Source organism: Streptosporangium sp. NPDC002524 (genome assembly GCF_040295985.1).
Classification (GTDB): Bacteria; Actinomycetota; Actinomycetes; order Streptosporangiales; family Streptosporangiaceae; genus Streptosporangium.
The window spans coordinates 195349-212201 of the sequence record NZ_JBEOWK010000007.1; the positions used below are offsets into that span (position 1 = coordinate 195349).

A 16853-nucleotide genomic window follows, 5' to 3' on the forward strand; every position below is an offset into this window, starting at 1 on the left:
CAGCTCCAAACAAACGTAAAGAAAGCGTGGTGAGGATGGTGACCCCAGGAAGTTACCCTGTCGATCCTTTGCGTGTTTGCCGTCGTATCGGTCATATTGGTCACACCTCCCCGCGACCTCGCCGTTACCTCGGGCTGCTTTCATCAAGGTCCCTGACCAGGGAGTTAACTCGTGCGACGCATACTCAACGCCTCGCTCGGCACCCAGCTTTTCCTGCTGCAGACCGTGATCGTGTTCCTCGCGGTCGGCGGCACGGCTGGCGTCTGGATGGAGCACACCCGCGTCCTGCTGGACCGCCAGTACCAGCAGCGCGCCCTGGCGATCGCCGAGTCGGTCGCTGGGCTTCCCCAGGTGCGTGAGGCGTTCGCCCTGCCCAGGCCCGAGCTGAGCCTGCAGCCGATCGCGCTCGGGGTGCAGGCGGCCACCGGCGCCGACTACGTGGTGATCGCGAACCGCGACCAGATCCGCTACGCCCACCCCAACGCGGCCCTGATCGGCAAGAAGCTGTCCACCGACGGCTCCGAGGTCATGACGAACGGGGAGCACTGGACCGGCATCCAGACGGGCACCCTCGGCCGCTCGGTCCGCGGCAAGGTCCCGATCCTCGACGCCTCGGGGCAGGTCATCGGCCTGGCCTCGGTCGGGATCCTGGAGGGAACCGTCGCCGGACAGCTCGGCGAGGCGCTCCCGCCGCTGCTGTGGACGGTCCTCGCGGTCCTCGTCGCCGGGTCGGCCGCCGCCGCGCTGATCGCCCGGCGGGTGCGCCGCCAGACGTTCGGCCTGGAACCGGGGGAGATCGCGGCCCTGCTCGAACAGCGCGAGGGCGTGCTGCACGGCGTCAAGGAGGGGGTGCTCGCCCTCGACCTCCAGGGACGGGTGACGCTGGTCAACGACGCGGCGCGCGACCTGCTCGGCCTCTCCCAGCACGACGTCGGCCGGAGCCTGCGCGAGATGCCCCTGTCCGACCGGATGCGGGACGTGCTGGACGGCGTGGACCCCGGCGACGACCGCGTGGTGCTCCACCGCGACCGCGTCCTGGTGCTCAACCGGACCCCGGTGGCGGTGCGGGAACGGCGGAGCGGCTGGGTGGTCACCCTGCGCGACCGTACCGAGCTGGTACGGCTGGCGCGCGAGCTCGACCAGGCCAGCACGACGACCGGCGCGCTGCGCGCGCAGGCCCACGAGTTCGCCAACCGGATGCACACCGTGGTCGGCCTGCTGGAACTCGGCGAGCACGAGACGGCCGTCAGCTACATCACCCAGACCACCGAGGCCTACAGCAGGCACGCCTCGGGCATCAGGGAGAAGGTCGCCGACCCGACGCTGGCCGCGCTGCTGCTGGCCAAGTCGGCCGAGGCGGCCGAGCGGGGCGCGACCCTGGTGCTGTCCGACGACTCCCGGGTGGAGGCGGGCATGCTCGGCGACCCGCACGACGCGGTCCTGGTCGTCGGCAACCTGGTCGCCAACGCCCTCGACGCGCTGCAGGAGACGGGGGGGACGGTGGAGGTCTCGGTCCGTACCGAGGCGGACGGCCTGCGCGTCCGGGTCGGCGACTCCGGTCCGGGGATCACGCCGGGGCTGGTGCACGAGGTGTTCAGGGAGGGCTTCACCACCAAGGCCGCCCACGCCGGGCCGCGCGGCCTGGGCCTGGCCCTCACCCGCCAGGCGTGTGCGCGCCGGGGCGGCTGGGTGCGGGTGCACAACGCGGGCGGAGCCGTCTTCACCGCCCTCCTGCCCACCGGCAAACCCGCGTTCCTCACCGGTGAACCCGCGTCTCCCGCCGGTGAACCTGCGCCTTCCCCCGGTGGACACGCGTCTCCCGCCGGTGAACCTGCGCCTTCCCCCGGTGAACCCGCGTCTCCCGCCGCTGGACCTGTGTCTCCCGCCGGTGCACCCGCGTCTCCCACCGGTGGATCGGCGTCTCCCACCGGTGGATCGGCGTCTTCCGCCGGGGGATCCGCGGACGGGGAGGTGCGGCGATGACCGGGAACGGGCACGCGGGGGAGATCCGCGTCCTGGTCGTGGACGACGACTTCATGGTGGCCAGGATCCACGGCGGCTACGTCACCAGGATGCCCGGCTTCGCGGTCGCCGACATCGTCCACACCGGGAGCGCCGCGATCGCGTCGGCCGCGACGCGCAGGCCCGACCTGGTACTGCTCGACATCTATCTGCCGGACATGTCAGGACTCGACGTCCTCGCGAAGCTCAGGGAGGCCGTGCACCCGGTGGACATCCTGGTGATCACCGCCGCGCGGGACGTGGCCACGGTCCGGGCGGCGATGCGTGGCGGCGCGGTCAACTACCTGATCAAGCCCTTCACCGCCCGCGCCCTGGCCGAGCGCCTCGAACAGTACGCCGAGATCCGCAGGCAGCTCGCCACCCTCGGGGACGAGGCCCGCCAGGACGAGATCGACCGGCTCTTCGGCGCGGTCAGGGGCGTCCCGCCGCCGCTGCCCAAGGGGCTGTCCGGCACCACCTGCTCCCTGGTCGCCGCGGCGCTCAAGGAGAGCGGCGGCGACCTGTCGGCGGCCGAGGCGGCGACGATCACCGGCCTCTCCAGGGTGAGTGCCCGCCGGTACCTGGAACACCTGTGCGCGGCCGGTCAGGCGGAGCTCCGCCCGAAGTACGGCACCGCCGGAAGGCCGGAACACCGTTACCGCTGGACAGGCTGATTTGTTACTCCTTTTGGGACGGCGGTTGACCAATGTGGTTTAAGGTTGCCGGAGGTGGAAGCTGCGAAGCAGGAGGATACGGAGGCCGTGCGGAACGCCGGAGCGCCTGTGAACCCGCCGCCGGATCCCTTTGAGGCAGTGCCACTTCCCTCGGGTCCCGTCCCGCCGGGCGCCCGCGGCCCGCGACTCTCCCCCGGCGCGCAGACCGGCCACTCCCCGGCCGCCCACCCCCAGGGTCCCCAAGCCGGTCACCCCCAGAGCCCCCAGGGTGGCCGCCCCCAGGGCAGCCGCCCTCAGAGCGGCTCCCCCCAGAGCGGATCCAACCTTCCGCCGGGTGTCTCGCCCGACATCTTCGGCCCCACCGGAGCCGGAGGCTCTCCCGGTCTCGGCGGAGCTCCGGGTCTCGGCGGCCCTCCCGGTCCCGGAGGCCCCTCCGCGCCGCCCCGCGGCACGACGCTCCCGCCCGCCCCCCGGCCCCCGCAGCCCTGGCAGATGGCCCTCCCTCCCGAGCGCCCCTTCCAGCGTGACGAGCCCACGCTCGTCCCCGGTGGCGACGGAGGGTTCCCGCAGCCCGACGGGCTCCGCTACGAGGAGCCGCCCCCGCCCCGCCGCGGGGCCCGCAAGTTCTTCCTGATCGTCTTCGCCGTGCTGTTCGTCGTCGGGCTCGCCTACGCGGTGCCCGCGGTCATCATGTCCGGCCGGATGCTGCCGGGCACCACGGTGCGGGGCATCGACATCGGCGGCCTGACCGCGACCGAGGCGGCCGACAAGCTCAGGGACCGCCTGGCGGGCGACGCCACCGGCGAGATGACCCTCCTGGCCGCGGGCAAGCGCTACGAGTTCGACCCCGTCAAGTCGGGGCTGGAGTTCGACGTGGTCGCCACCATCAACCAGGCGCCCAGCGACTTCCCCAGCCCCGCCCAGGTCTGGCGGGCCCTCACCGGCAGCACCGAGCTGGAGCCCAAGGTCTCCGCCGACGCCGAGGGCATGCGGACCGCGATCGCGAGCCTGGCCAGGAGGATCGACCTCAAGGTCCGCGAGGGCTCGGTCACGTTCGAGGGCGTCAAGCCCGTCGTCGTGACGCCCCGCGACGGCAGGGAGCTGGAGCGGGAGGCCGCGATCACCGCGATCACGAACGCCTTCCTCGGCCCGTCGAAGGAGGTCCGCCTCCCGGTCTCGGTGATCAAGCCGATGGCCACGGAGGCGATGGTCAAGAAGGCCGGGGCCGACGCGGCCGGCGCCCTGTCCGGGCCGGTCACCCTGACCTTCGCCGGGAAGCGGGTCCAGCTGCCGGTGGAGACCCTCGCCGCCCACCTGTCCTTCACACCGGACGGCTCCGGCGGCATGCGGCCGGAGTTCGACGCCAGGAGCGCCGTGGCCTCCGTGGAGAAGGACCTCGTCGACCCGGTCCTGGCCCCGCGCGACCCCACGTTCCAGATCGTCGGGGGAAAGCCGAAGCTGGTGCCCGGCCGCAAGGGGAAGGGCGTCGACGACGAGCGGCTCGCCTCGGACGTGGCCGAGATGATCACCAACGACGGCGACCGGACGATCCCGGTGCTCCTCACCACCGTCAAGCCGCGGATGTCCGACGCCGAGGCGCGCAAGCTCGGCATCAAGGAGCGGATCAGCCAGTTCACCACGCCCTACGAATGCTGCCCGTCCCGGGTCACCAACATCAGGACGATCGCCAAGCTCCTGGACGGCTACCTGGTGAAGCCGGGCGAGACCTTCTCGCTCAACGGCGTCATCGGCCAGCGCGACACGGCCCGGGGCTTCGTCCCCGCGCCCATGATCCAGGGCGGCAGGCTGGTCGACTCGGTCGGCGGCGGCATCTCCCAGTTCGTCACCACCATGTACAACGCGGTGTTCTTCGGCGGCCTGGAGGACGTCCAGCACGTGGCGCACGAGTTCTACATCTCCCGCTACCCGGCCGGGCGCGAGTCCACGGTCTCCTGGCCCGAGCCCGACTTCCGCTGGAAGAACGACTCGCCGTACGGGGTGCTGGTGAAGACCTCCTTCAACGACAGCGGGGTCACCGTCGGCTTCTGGAGCACCAAGCGCTACGAGATCGAGTCGATCTCGTCCGAGAGATACAACGTCACCCCGTTCGAGAGCGACACCGACAGCGGCCCCGACTGCATCGAGATGGTCGGCCAGAACGGCTTCACGATCGACGTCTGGCGCGTCTTCAAGCAGGACGGCAAGGAGATCAAGCGCGTCAAGAAGACCACGGTCTACCGTCCCGAGCTCGACCTGAAGTGCGTTCCCGAATCCGGCGAGTAGCACCCGGGCGCGGCCGGAGCGGACCCGCGCCCGTCCCTCCTGAGACGCGTTCCCGGACCCGAAGTGCGTCCCCGAATCCGGCAAGCGGTACCCGAGGCGCGGGTGAAGCGGGCCCGCGCACGCCCGCCGCGGGCGGACCCGCACCCGTTCCACCCAACAAGCGCACCCGGCCGCGGGCGCGCTCAAGGGCGGTGTCACGGGCACGCGGCCGGATGGGTCACGGGCACGCGGCTGGATAATGCGTCCATGAAGATCTGGGTCCCTTCCAAAGCCGCGGCCGATGTCCTGTGCGACCTTCCGGAAGTGGAGTGCGTCGTCTACGACGGCACGGAGCCGGTGCCCGAGGGGGTGGGGGAGGCCGAGGTCTGGATCCCGCCGCTGATGCCGGTGGCGGACCTTCCCGGGCTGCTCTCCCGGATGACCGGCCTGCGGCTGCTGCAGACCGTCACGGCCGGGGTCGACGCCTACCGGCCGCACCTGCGGGAGGGGGTGACGCTGTGCAACGCCAGGGGCGTGCACGACGCGGGCACCGCCGAGTGGGTGGTGGGAGCGATGATCTCCGTGCTCCGGGAGTTCCCCGGGTTCGCCCGCGCGCAGCTCCGGGGCGAGTGGACCTACCACCACACCGGGGTGCTGGCCGACTCCACGGTCCTGGTCGTCGGCTACGGCTCGATCGGCGAGGCGCTGGAGCGGCGGCTCGACGGTTTCGAGGTCGACGTCGTCCGGGTGGCGAGGACCGCCAGGCCCGGGGTGCACGGCATGGACGAGCTGCCCGGCCTGCTGCCCGGCGCGGACGTGGTGGTGCTGCTCGTCCCCTCGACGCCCGAGACCACCGGCATGGTGGACGCCGGTTTCCTCGCCGCGATGAAGGACGGCGCCCTCCTGGTGAACGCGGCCAGGGGCCCGGTGGTCGACACCGGCGCGCTCGTCGCCGAGCTGCGGGGGGGCCGGATCCTCGCCGCGCTCGACGTCACCGCCCCCGAGCCCCTGCCCGGCGACCACCCGCTGTGGACGGCGCCGGGAGTGCTCATCACCCCGCACGTCGCGGGCAGCAATCCGGCCTCGGTACGCCGCACGCTGAAGCTGCTCCGCTCCCAGCTGCTGCGCTACCTCGCGGGCGAACCGCTCAAAAACGTGATCACGGGTTCCTACTGACCGGCAAAGGAATCCGGACCGTGGCTGCCTCGTGACCTGCGGTGCGTACCGTCGGTAATAAGTGATCTCCATGGCCCGCGCGGTTATCAGATCGGTGACGACTACGGCGTTGTCACCCCTCGCGCGGACCTGACGGCACACACTGGCCCTGTGCCGGTGCGAGCGCCGAGGACGAAGGACGACGTGCTCGCGCGGGCAGCGCGGCCGCGGCGGGCAAGGGATGCTGCGAAAGCGAAACACATCGACGAGACACACCAAACGACACCGATGGGCAGACGACATTGATCCGCTGGCGTGACCCCCGGGTACCGCTGACCGCCGCCGCCGTAGGCGTGGTGGGGCTCGTGGCCGCTCTGGTCAGCGGCGCTCCCGCCGTGGTCGTCGAGGCGGTGGCGGGCGTCGTCACCGCCGCGGCCGCCGCGGGCTCGCTGTTCGCCGCCGCCTCCAGGGCGACCGACCGGCGCAGGGCGCTGGCCTGGCGCTGGCTGGCCGGTGGCTCGGTCACCTGGCTGGCCGGGGTGGGGGTACGCCCCATCGCGGACGGCGCGCCCTTCGTGGTGACCTTCGCCGACCTGGTGCTCCTGGCCGGTACGGCCATGATCGCTGTCGGCGCCGCGCTGTCGGCGGCGAGGCCCGCGCGCGGGCACGCCCTGCTGCGCGACCTCGCCGACTCCTACGTGTGCGCCGCCGCCATCATGGTGATCCTCTGGGTGTCGCTGGTGGGCCCGGTCTACGGTGACGCCGGCGACGCGGGCGACGCCGCGGTCAGCTTCGCCTCCCCGCTGTTCTGCCTGATCCTCGCCTGCGTCGTGGGCCCCGCGGTGGTGCCGATCCGCCGGTCGGCCTGGCCGGTCGGCCTGGCCGCGCTCGCCGTGCTCGCCGCCGTCGCGACCTCCGAGACGATCACCGCGCTCGCCCGGGTGAACGGCGACACGCCGTCCCTGACCTGGGTGTGGCTCGCCCCCGCCGCGTTCCTCGTGCTCGCCGCGGTCCCGTGGAGCGGGCCCGCGACCCGGTCGCCCGACCCCTCGGACGACGAGCCGGCCATCCGCGAGAGCACGTCGTCGCTGATCGCGGCCGTGCCGCTGTTCCTCGTCGCCGTGGCCACCGTCGTGGTGCTCCTCCGCGTGATCAGCGGCGGGGTGCAGGGTCCCCCGGCGGTGCTGGCCTCGGTGTGCGCCTCGATCGTCGCCGTCCTGCTGGTACGCCTGTTCGTGACGCTGCTGGAGACCGGCCGGCTGCGGAGCCTGCTCCACCTCGGCGAGCGGCAGCTGCACGACCTCGCCGAGAGCGCCGGGGACGTGGTCCTGCTGTGCGACTACGACGGCGTGGTGCGCCAGATCGGCGAGGGCGTCGAGATCACGTACGGCTACCGCCCCGACGACCTGGTCGGCAGGAAGATCTTCGACTACATCCACCCCGAGGACGTGCCGGGGATCCAGGAGGCGCTGCGCGCGATGAGCCTGGAGGAGGAGGCCGAGGAGGGGCCGGGCGCGTGCATGGTCGCCTGCCGGGTCCGGGCCTCCGACGGGACCTGGCGGCCGGCCGAGTCGGTGGCCACCCGGCACGTGCGCGGCGACGACCTGCTGCTCGTCACCACCCGCGACATCAGCGACCAGGAGGCCCTGCGCAGCCAGGTCGCCCACCTCACCTTCCACGACGGCATCACCGGCCTGCCCAACCGGGCCTACTTCGAGGAGCGCACCCGGGAGGTGCTGGCCCGTCCGGGCGCGAGCAACGTCGCGGTGGTCTTCCTGGACCTCGACGGCTTCACCGCGGTGAACGACTCGGTGGGCCACGCCAGCGGCGACTACCTGCTCGGCCAGGCGGCCCGCAGGCTGCGCGCCGCCGTACGGGCCGACGACACCCTGGCGCGCTGGGGCGGCGACGAGTTCGCGGTGCTGCTGGAGGCGCCGGTCGACGCCCAGACGGCGGTCGACCTGGCCGAGCGGCTGGTCCGTACGGTCTCCTCCGAGCCGTTCCGGGTCGCCGACCGCGACATCGCGCTCACCGCGAGCGTCGGGGTGGCCTTCGCCGCCGACGACGTCTCCTCCGCCGACCTGATCCGCAACGCCGACGTGGCGATGGCGAGGGCGAAGGAGCTGGGCGGGCGCCGGGTCGAGGTGTTCGCCGCGCACATGCACGCCGACGTGGTACGCCGCCTGGAGCTCGCCGCCGACCTGCAGCGGGCCCTGCTGGAGAACCAGTTCGCGATCGAGTACCAGCCGGTGGTCGACCTGGCCACCTCGCGCGTCACCGCCGTCGAGGCGCTGGTGCGCTGGTGCCGGGGCGGCGAGTTCGTCCCGCCGGAGCAGTTCCTCGGCCCGGCCGAGGACACCGGCCTGATCGTCCCGCTGAGCGAGTGGATCCTGCGCGAGTCCTGCCGTGAGGTGGCCGCCTGGCGCGCCTCCGCCTGGGAGATCGGGCTCTCGCTCAACCTGTCGGCCCGGCAGATCATGGCGCCGCGCTTCGTGGAGACCGTCGAGGCGGCCCTGGTCGAGAGCGGGCTGCCGCCCAGCGCGCTCACCCTGGAGGTCATCGAGGAGATGCTGGTCGAGGACGCGGAGGAGACCATCACCCGGCTCTCCGAGCTGCGCGCCCTCGGGGTCCGGCTCGCCATCGACGACTTCGGCACCGGGTACGCCTCGCTGGCGTTCCTGCGGCAGCTCCCGGTCGACATGATCAAGATCGACCCGTCCTTCGTGTCCGGGCTCGGCCGCGACGAGACGCTCACCCTGCTCACCCGCACGATCGTGCGGCTCGGCCACGACCTGGGGCTGATCGTGGTCGCCGAGGGCATCGAGCGGCCCGAGCAGCTGGAGCTGCTGCGGGAGATGGGCTGCACCCGAGGGCAGGGGTTCCTGGTGGCGCGCCCGATGGCCGCGCGCGGCGTCGACTCGCTGATGCGCACCAGCCTCTCCAGCCTCGGCACTCCCGCGTGACGTCGCATCTCGGACTCTGAGATATGTGTCCCATGAATTTGACGCGGGGGTGCTCCTTCGGCCATGGTGGAGCCATGCAGCTTCACCGTGGGATCCTGGTAGTACTTCGCTGGCGCGCTGGTCGCTGAGCCGAGTACCTCCGACCCGCGCGCCGCCCCAGCTCCGCCGACCAGGCGGAATGGGGCATTTTTTATGCCATCAAGCATGCTCAGCCACAAGGAACGAGCCGATGACCGAACAGATGACAGGAGCCCAGGCCCTCGTGAGGGCGCTGGAGCACGTCGGGGTCGACACTGTGTTCGGGATCCCGGGCGGCGCGATTCTCCCCGCCTACGATCCGCTCTACGACTCGGTCAAGGTCCGGCACGTGCTTGTACGGCACGAGCAGGGCGCGGGTCACGCGGCCCAGGGCTACGCGCAGGCCACCGGCAGGGTCGGGGTCTGCATGGCCACCAGCGGTCCCGGCGCGACCAACCTGGTCACCCCGATCGCCGACGCGTACATGGACTCGGTCCCGATGGTCGCGATCACCGGTCAGGTGGCCAGCAACGCCATCGGCACGGACGCCTTCCAGGAAGCCGACATCTCCGGCATCACCATGCCGATCACGAAGCACAACTTCCTGGTCACCGACCCGGAGGACATCCCCAGGACGATCGTCGAGGCGTTCCACATCGCCTCGACCGGGCGGCCGGGGCCGGTGCTGGTCGACATCGCCAAGGACGCGCTCCAGTCCAAGATGACCTTCCAGTGGCCGGTCGTGATGCAGCTGCCGGGCTACCGCCCGGTGACCAGGCCGCACTCCAAGCAGATCCGCGAGGCGGCGAAGCTGATCGTCGAGGCGAAGCGGCCCGTCCTCTACGTCGGCGGCGGCGTGCACCGGGCGGGGGCGTCGGCGCAGCTGCTGGAGTTCGCCGAGCTGACCGGCATCCCGGTGGTCACCACCCTGATGGCCAGGGGCACCTTCCCCGACAGCCACCCGCAGCACATGGGCATGCCCGGCATGCACGGCTCGGTGTCGGCGGTCGGCGCGCTGCAGAGGTCCGACCTGATCATCGGGCTCGGCGTCCGCTTCGACGACCGCGTCACCGGCCAGCTGTCCACCTTCGCGCCGCACGCGAAGGTCGTCCACGCGGACATCGACCCGGCGGAGATCTCCAAGAACCGGCACGCGGACGTCCCGATCGTGGGCGACTGCAAGGAGGTCATCTCCGACCTGATCGGCGTGGTGCGCAACGAGGAGCGCAAGGGCGACTACGCCGACTGGTGGACGGCGCTCAACGCCTACAAGGCGACCTACCCGCTCGGCTACACCGAGTTCGAGGACGGCTCCCTCGCCCCGCAGTACGTCATGGAGCGGCTGGGCGCGCTCGTCGGCCCGGACGCGATCTACACCGCGGGCGTCGGCCAGCACCAGATGTGGGCCGCGCAGTTCATCGGCTACGAGAACCCTGGCACGTTCATCAACTCCGGCGGCGCGGGCACGATGGGCTTCGCCCTGCCGGCGGCGATGGGCGCCAAGATGGGCAGCCCCGACACCACGGTCTGGGCCATCGACGGCGACGGCTGCTTCCAGATGACCAACCAGGAGCTCGCCACCTGCACCATCGAGGGTGTGCCGATCAAGGTCGCGATCATCAACAACGGTAACCTGGGCATGGTCAGGCAGTGGCAGACGCTGTTCTACAACCAGCGCTACTCCAACACCGACCTGCAGACGGTCCGCCGGATCCCCGACTTCGTCAAGCTCGCCGAGGCGTACGGTTGCGTGGGGCTGCGGTGCGAGCGTCCGGAGGACGTGGACGCGACGATCAAGAAGGCCATGGAGATCAACGACGTGCCGGTGGTCGTCGACTTCGTGGTGCACCAGGACGCCATGGTGTGGCCGATGGTCGCGGCCGGGACCAGCAACGACGAGATCAAGTTCGCGCGCGACATGGCGCCCGTCTGGGACAGCGAGGACTAGGGATGAGCAGGCACACGCTCTCCGTGCTGGTGGAGAACAAGCCGGGCGTGCTCGCGCGCGTCGCGTCGCTGTTCAGCCGCAGAGGGTTCAACATCGACTCGCTGGCGGTCGGGCCGACCGAGCACGAGGACATCTCCCGGATGACCATCGTGGTCAACGTCGCCGACCTGCCGCTGGAGCAGGTCACCAAGCAGCTCAACAAGCTCGTCAACGTGCTGAAGATCGTGGAGCTCGACCCGGCGCAGTCGGTGCAGCGCGAGCTCACCCTGATCAAGGTGCGGGCCGACGCGGAGAACCGTTCCAGCGTGCTGGAGCTGGTCAACCTGTTCCGGGCGCGCTGCGTCGACGTCTCCTCGGACGCGGTGACCATCGAGGTCACCGGCACACCCGACAAGCTGCAGGCCTTCATCAAGGTGCTGGAGCCGTTCGGCATCAAGGAGCTTGTCCAGTCGGGCATGGTGGCCATCGGCCGCGGCGCCCGTTCCATCACCGACCGTTCTCTCCGGGCCCTGGACCGGACCGCGTAACGCGTACGAGAAACCCGAAAGGTTAAGCAAGTGACTGAGATCTTCTACGACGACCAGGCCGACCTGTCGATCATCCAGGGCCGGCACGTCGCCGTTCTGGGATACGGCAGCCAGGGCCACGCTCACGCGCTCTCGCTGCGCGACTCCGGCGTGGACGTCCGGGTGGGCCTGCCCGAGGGTTCCAAGAGCCGGGAGAAGGCGGAGGCCGACGGCCTGCGCGTGCTCACGCCCTCGGAGGCCGTCGAAGAGGCCGACCTGACCATGATCCTCGCGCCGGACCACATCCAGCGCCACCTGTACGCCGACCACGTGGCCCCGAACCTGGTCGAGGGCGACGCGCTCTTCTTCGGGCACGGCCTCAACATCCGCTACGGCCTCATCGAGGCGCCCGAGGGCGTGGACGTGGCCATGGTCGCCCCCAAGGGTCCCGGTCACCTCGTGCGCCGCCAGTACACGGCGGGCCGCGGCGTGCCGTGTCTCGTCGCGGTGGAGAAGGACGCCAGCGGAAACGCCCTGGACCTCGCGCTGTCGTACGCCAAGGGCATCGGCGGCACCCGCGCCGGGGCGCTGAGGACGACGTTCAAGGAGGAGACCGAGACCGACCTGTTCGGTGAGCAGGCCGTGCTGTGCGGCGGCGTGTCCGAGCTGATCAAGGCCGGTTTCGAGACCCTGATCGAGGCGGGCTACCAGCCCGAGGTCGCCTACTTCGAGTGCCTGCACGAGATGAAGCTGATCGTCGACCTGATGTACGAGGGCGGCATCCACAAGATGTACTGGTCGGTCTCCGACACCGCCGAGTACGGCGGCTACTCCCGCGGCCCGCGCATCGTGACGCCGGAGACGAAGAAGGAGATGCAGCGCATCCTCGCCGAGATCCAGTCCGGCGAGTTCGCCAAGGAGCTGGTGGACGAGTTCGACGGCGGCCAGAAGAAGTTCACCGCCTACCGCGACGAGCTCGCCGAGCACCCGATCGAGAAGACCGGCGCCAAGCTCCGCCCGATGATGAGCTGGCTCAAGTAACGACGCCCGGCTCCCCGCGCCCAGGTTGACCGGGCGCGGGGAGAGCGACGGCCCGTGCCCCCCGCGACGAGGGGGCACGGGCCGTTTTTCACTGTCCGGCTGCCGACTGCCAGCTGTTTCGCTTCCAACTGCCGACTGCTAGCTGTCCGGCTTCTAACTGTCGGCTGCTAGCTGCCCGGTTTCCAGCTGTCCGGTTTCCAGCTGTCCGGCCCGATTCGCCTAGTGCTTGGCGAAGTTCTGGGTCCAGTAGATGCCGCGGGAGCTGTTGGCCACGCCCACCCCGAGGTGGGTGTAGGCGCAGTTCACGATGTTGGCCCGGTGGCCCGCGCTGTTCATCCAGGCGGTGACCACCTCGGCCGGGGTGCGCTGGCCCATCGCGATGTTCTCGGCCCAGGCCCGCATCGGGCTGAACCCGCTCGCCCTGATCCGGGCGGTCATGTCGCGGCCGTCCTGCGAGGTGTGGCTGAAGTAGTTCTTGGCCGCCATGTCGTCCGAGTGGCCCTGCGCGGCCGAGCGCAGCTGCGGGTCGGAGACGAGCGCGCCGCAGCCGTTCTTCTGCCGCTCGACGTTGGTCAGGCGCACCACTTCCTCGGACAGGGAGGATCCCGGCGAGGAGTTGGGAGGCGTGCTGGGGCCGGTGCTCGCCGAGGGGGACGGCGCCGGGGTCGGCTTGGTGGTGCCGGTCGGCGTGGGGGTGGGGGCCGGGGTGGCGGTGGGGGAGCAGGTGCTGAGCCTCACGGGCTTGGAACGGCCGCTGTTGCCCCGGTAGTCGGTGACGACGGTGTAGTAGACGCCGGGGGCGCAACGCAGTCTCACCGTCACCCGCCCGTTGGTCCCCTGCCGGGACGCGCTCTTGACGATCGGGTCGGCCCCGGCCACGGCGCGCTTGATGCGGACGCGGACCAGGGCGGTGTCGTCGCAGCCCAGCCGCGCGGCGGAGGCCTGGATCCGTCCGGCGGGGGTGACGTACGGCTTGGCGGCGTACACACGGCACTCGGCCTGGGGAGCGGCCGCGGCATGAGCCGTGGCGATCGGCGTGCTGAGGGCCGCCAGGCTCCCGAGGCAGAGCAGTGCCCCTAGCGGTCTGCGCATGTCGGTTCCTCCAGTTGGTTAGACGCTGGATGGCCTCCGCATTCTGTCGGGGACGGATCGGTCTTGTCAGCAAATTACGGACATTAACTGTGGGCCCCAGGTAAACCAGAGTGGTCGCAGAGGCGTCTGGGCCCGGTGATGCCCGGGCTCACACCCCGGACCCCTTAATACGGATATTTCCATCTATAGGTGCTCTGAGCTGGACATATAGCGCATAAGTAGGAGTCGTGCCGCTGGATCGCCGCAGGGCGGGAGGGGGGGCAGTCACCCGGAGTCGCCGTCCAGGCGGAGCCGAAATATTCTCGTCTTCCGGTGTCGCGCCCCGCCCCGGGTCTTACCGGCCGCCCGCTCGCTGCGATTGAATGTGGCATGGTCTCCCCGGCGCCCTCCCCCGCCGTCGTCACCGTGTCGCGCGGCGTGCGCGTCGGCTACGGTGTCGGCTCGATCTGCACCGCCACCTTCTCCACGGTCCCCGGACTGCTGCTGCTCTTCTACATGACGAACGTGCTCGCGGTTCCCGCCTGGATCGCCGGCATCGTGGTCTTCCTGCCGAAGCTCTGGGACATGTTCATCAACCCCTGGGTGGGCCAGCGTTCCGACCGGACGGTCTCCCGCTTCGGCGCCCGCCGCCCCTGGATGCTCCTGGGCGCGGTCACCCTGCCGGTCACGTTCGCCCTCACCTTCGCGGGCCCCCCGCTCACCGGCGTCTCCGCCGCCCTGTACGTCGCCTTCTTCTACTTCCTCACCGCGACGGCCTACGCCTTCTACGAGGTCCCGTACAAGGCGATGCCCGCGGAGATGACCGACGACTACCACGAGCGCTCCTCGCTCCTGCAGTGGAAGATGGTCTTCGTCGGCCTGGGGATCCTGCTCGCCGGGGCCGGCGCTCCGGCGATCGCGGGCACCGACGTCTCCGGCCACCGGATCATGGGGATGGTCATCGGCGCCGTGCTGCTGCTGTCGATGCTCGCCGCCTTCTTCGGAACGGCCCGCGCCCCGATGATCGCGCGTGCCGAGGCGGAGCCGTCGATCGCCGCCCAGTTCACCGCTGCCCGCTCGAACAGGACGTTCATGGTGCTGCTCGGCCTGAGCTGCGCCCAGATGTTCTCGGCCGGCGTCATGCTGGCCGGAGCCCCCTACTACGCCACCTACACGCTGGGCGACCCGGCGGCGACCACCACGCTCTTCCTGGGCATCGTCGGCCCGCTGCTGATCACCATGCCGCTCTGGGTCTGGCTGTCCAAGCGCTACGACAAGCGCGGCGCGATGATCCTGTCGTCGGCCTTGTTCATGGCGGGCACCGTGGGGATGGCCTTCTCCGGCTCGCTCGGTTCGGCGTACGCGCACGCGTGCGTGCTCCTCGTCGGCATCGGCTACGCGGGGCTCCAGCTGCTGCAGTTCTCGATGCTCTCCGACGTGATCGTCCATGACGCCCTGGTCACCGGCAAGCGCCGGGCCGGGGTGTTCACCGGGCTCTGGACGGCCGCGGAGACCGTGGTCTTCGCGTTCGGCGCGCTCGTGCTCGGCTGGCTACTGGCCGCGACCGGTTTCGTCGAGTCCGACCCCTCCACCCCCGTCGCCCAGCCCGAGTCGGCGACCACGGCGGTGCTGTACGGCACAACGCTGCTGCCCGCGATCCTGATGGGGGTGAGCATCCTGCTGACCCTGCGTTACACCCTGACGGCCGCGAAGATCAGGGAGGCCCAGGACGCCGCCGCCACGACCCCGGCCGACACGGTCGAGACGCGGGACAACTGAGGCGGCTCCCTCCACGGGAACCCACGCCACGGTCCGAGGTGACCGTGGCGCGTTCGGGGGGCGCCCGAAGCGCGGTCCGAGTGGTCGTGGCGTGGTCCGGGGAAGCCGGTGTATCCAGGAAAGCCGGTGCGTCCGGGGAAGCCGGTGTATCCAGGAAAGCCGGTGCGTCCGGGGAAGCCGTGTGCGGCTCGGGATGGCCTGGGCGCGGCCGGTCAGGGCACCCGAGGCGTGCGGCCGGAGCATTCGAGGCACGCGGTCAGGGGAGAGCCGAGGCGTGCGCGGCCGGGGGATCCGAGACCTGGGCGGTCAGGGGATCCGAGGCCTGGTCGGCCGTCAGAGCATCTGGGGCGTGATCATCAGGAAGCCGCAGTCGCCGAAGGAGACGACGTCGCCCGGCCGGACCTTCGCCGGGCCGACCAGGCGCCAGTCGTTCAGCCGGGTGCCGTTCAGCGAGCCGAGATCGACCAGGACCCAGCCCTCCTCGTCACGGCGCAGCTCGGCGTGCACCCGGGAGACGGTCAGGTCGGCGAGGACCAGGTCGCAGGCGGAGCCACGGCCCACCACGTAGCGGGTCCTGCCGTCGCCGGGCAGCGCGAGCCGGGGCAGCCTGGGGCGTCGCCAGGCCGACTCCACACGCTTGGTGAAGTCAGAGGCGGAGGCGACGGCCTCGGTGACCATGCGGCGGAACCGGCCGCGTTGCGGCAGGTCGGCGACCAGGTTGTCGAGCTCACCCTGGTTGCGAGCGCGCAGGGCCATGTCGACACGGCCGAGGAAGGTGTCGTGCGACAGGCGTCCCTCGACGGCACGGTCACGTAGCTCGCTGATCGCGCGATCGCGGTCCCCGTCGGAGGCACGGGCCGGGGGATGCGTCGAGCTCATCCTCCGAGTATCGGCCCCAAGGGCGGAACCTGTCCAGAATATGCAGATCTCTTGCCTCATGGATACTGCGTATGCATACTCAGTATTCATGGCGATCCGACAGGGACTCCTGGCCCTGCTGAGCCAGGGGCCCCGCCACGGCTACCAGTTGCGTACCGAGTTCGAGGCGTCGACGGGGGCGACCTGGCCACTCAACATCGGCCAGGTCTACACGACGCTCTCCCGCCTGGAACGCGACGGCCTGGTGAGCCCCGGCGAGCAGGACCAGCAGGGCCGGGTCGTCCACTCGATCACCGAGGCCGGTCTGGCCGAGATGGAGCGATGGTTCGGCACCCCCGTCGCCCAGTCGGACCGGCCTCGGGACGAGCTGGTCATCAAGCTCGCCCTGGCGGCCACCACCGCCCCCCTCCTGGAGAGCGCCCGATGAACGAGCGACCGGACACACGGAGCGCACCCGCGAACCTCCAGCGCCCCCTCGACCTCCGGCGGCCTACCGATCCCCAGCGGCTCACCAATCTCCAGCGGCTCATCGACCTCCGGTGGCTTACCGATCCTC

The 16853-nt window shown here is 70.9% G+C and carries 12 protein-coding genes; 10 read left to right on the forward strand and 2 right to left on the reverse strand.

Annotation, left to right across the window (positions count from 1 at the left end; translation table 11 throughout):
- The first annotated feature begins 171 nt into the window (after window positions 1-171).
- The 8 genes from ABT053_RS14375 to ilvC all read left to right on the forward strand — a co-directional run bounded on the left by ABT053_RS14375 (window position 172) and on the right by ilvC (window position 12568).
- Window positions 172-1983: an ATP-binding protein gene (locus tag ABT053_RS14375; protein WP_350969452.1), complete on the forward strand. Its 1812-nt coding sequence runs from the start codon at window positions 172-174 to the stop codon at window positions 1981-1983.
- Window positions 1980-2675 (forward strand): response regulator, encoded by a 696-nt coding sequence (locus ABT053_RS14380; protein WP_350969453.1) that lies wholly within the window; start codon window positions 1980-1982, stop codon window positions 2673-2675. The genes ABT053_RS14375 and ABT053_RS14380 overlap by 4 nt, the downstream gene beginning before the upstream one ends.
- A 492-nt stretch (window positions 2676-3167) precedes the next feature.
- Entirely contained in the window at window positions 3168-4958 is a 1791-nt protein-coding gene (locus tag ABT053_RS14385; protein WP_350969454.1) for a VanW family protein, read from the forward strand.
- A gap of 246 nt (window positions 4959-5204) precedes the next feature.
- Window positions 5205-6113 (forward strand): 2-hydroxyacid dehydrogenase, encoded by a 909-nt coding sequence (locus tag ABT053_RS14390; protein ID WP_350969455.1) that lies wholly within the window; start codon window positions 5205-5207, stop codon window positions 6111-6113.
- Between the two features lie 335 nt (window positions 6114-6448).
- Window positions 6449-9055 (forward strand): putative bifunctional diguanylate cyclase/phosphodiesterase, encoded by a 2607-nt coding sequence (locus tag ABT053_RS14395; RefSeq protein WP_502991770.1) that lies wholly within the window; start codon window positions 6449-6451, stop codon window positions 9053-9055.
- Between the two features lie 178 nt (window positions 9056-9233).
- Window positions 9234-11021, forward strand: a complete 1788-nt coding sequence (locus ABT053_RS14400; protein ID WP_350969457.1) for an acetolactate synthase large subunit — start codon at window positions 9234-9236, stop codon at window positions 11019-11021.
- Window positions 11022-11023: 2 nt separating this feature from the next.
- Window positions 11024-11548, forward strand: a complete 525-nt coding sequence (gene ilvN / locus ABT053_RS14405; protein WP_350969458.1) for an acetolactate synthase small subunit — start codon at window positions 11024-11026, stop codon at window positions 11546-11548.
- Between the two features lie 39 nt (window positions 11549-11587).
- Window positions 11588-12568 carry a ketol-acid reductoisomerase gene (gene ilvC, locus ABT053_RS14410; protein WP_350969650.1) on the forward strand — a complete coding sequence of 327 codons (981 nt, stop codon included), beginning with the start codon at window positions 11588-11590 and terminating at the stop codon, window positions 12566-12568.
- Between the two features lie 219 nt (window positions 12569-12787).
- Here ilvC and ABT053_RS14415 read toward each other — a convergent pair whose 3' ends face one another.
- The gene (locus ABT053_RS14415) at window positions 12788-13660 is read right to left on the reverse strand and encodes a CAP domain-containing protein (RefSeq protein WP_350969459.1); all 873 of its coding nucleotides are present in this window, start codon (window positions 13658-13660) and stop codon (window positions 12788-12790) included.
- A 369-nt stretch (window positions 13661-14029) separates the two neighbouring features.
- On the opposite strand from ABT053_RS14415, the gene ABT053_RS14420 reads away from it, so the two are divergent.
- Window positions 14030-15418 carry an MFS transporter gene (locus tag ABT053_RS14420; RefSeq protein ID WP_350969460.1) on the forward strand — a complete coding sequence of 463 codons (1389 nt, stop codon included), beginning with the start codon at window positions 14030-14032 and terminating at the stop codon, window positions 15416-15418.
- 333 nt (window positions 15419-15751) lie between these two features.
- Here the strand turns inward: ABT053_RS14420 and ABT053_RS14425 are convergent, their stop codons facing one another.
- The gene (locus ABT053_RS14425; protein ID WP_344749304.1) at window positions 15752-16297 is read right to left on the reverse strand and encodes an FHA domain-containing protein; all 546 of its coding nucleotides are present in this window, start codon (window positions 16295-16297) and stop codon (window positions 15752-15754) included.
- Between the two features lie 88 nt (window positions 16298-16385).
- On the opposite strand from ABT053_RS14425, the gene ABT053_RS14430 reads away from it, so the two are divergent.
- Entirely contained in the window at window positions 16386-16724 is a 339-nt protein-coding gene (locus ABT053_RS14430) for a PadR family transcriptional regulator (RefSeq protein WP_350969461.1), read from the forward strand.
- Window positions 16725-16853 lie beyond the last annotated feature (129 nt).